The following is a 283-nucleotide window of genomic DNA, read 5'->3' as shown; positions in this document are numbered from 1 at the left end:
TTCCACCGCGGGGGTTCCGCAGCGTGACGTGGATGACCCCTTCGCCGAAGGTGAAGGACGCCACCTGTGAGCAGCCAGATACCGGAGACACCTCCCACCGCCGCGCACGCCAAAGCGGACACCACGTCCCTCGGGGATCTCTTGGGTGATGTCACCCGGGACCTCTCCACCCTGATGCGTCAGGAAGTGGAACTGGCCAAGGCAGAAGCGAAACAGTCAGCCACGAGGGCCGGAAAGGGCGGCGGCATGCTCGCCGGCGCCGGCGTCGCCGGCCACTTCGTCC

Annotated in this window: 1 protein-coding gene; it reads left to right on the top strand. The window is 67.5% G+C overall.

Annotated elements, in window-relative coordinates:
- Positions 1-66 precede the first annotated feature (66 nt).
- Positions 67-283, top strand: a 217-nt coding sequence (locus JYA52_RS00080) for a phage holin family protein (protein WP_205651145.1), incomplete at its 3' end; no start/stop codon positions are given.

The organism is Arthrobacter pascens (assembly GCF_017052465.1).
GTDB classification, from domain to species: Bacteria; Actinomycetota; Actinomycetes; order Actinomycetales; family Micrococcaceae; genus Arthrobacter; species Arthrobacter pascens.
This window is presented reverse-complemented; position numbering and strand designations above follow the sequence as displayed.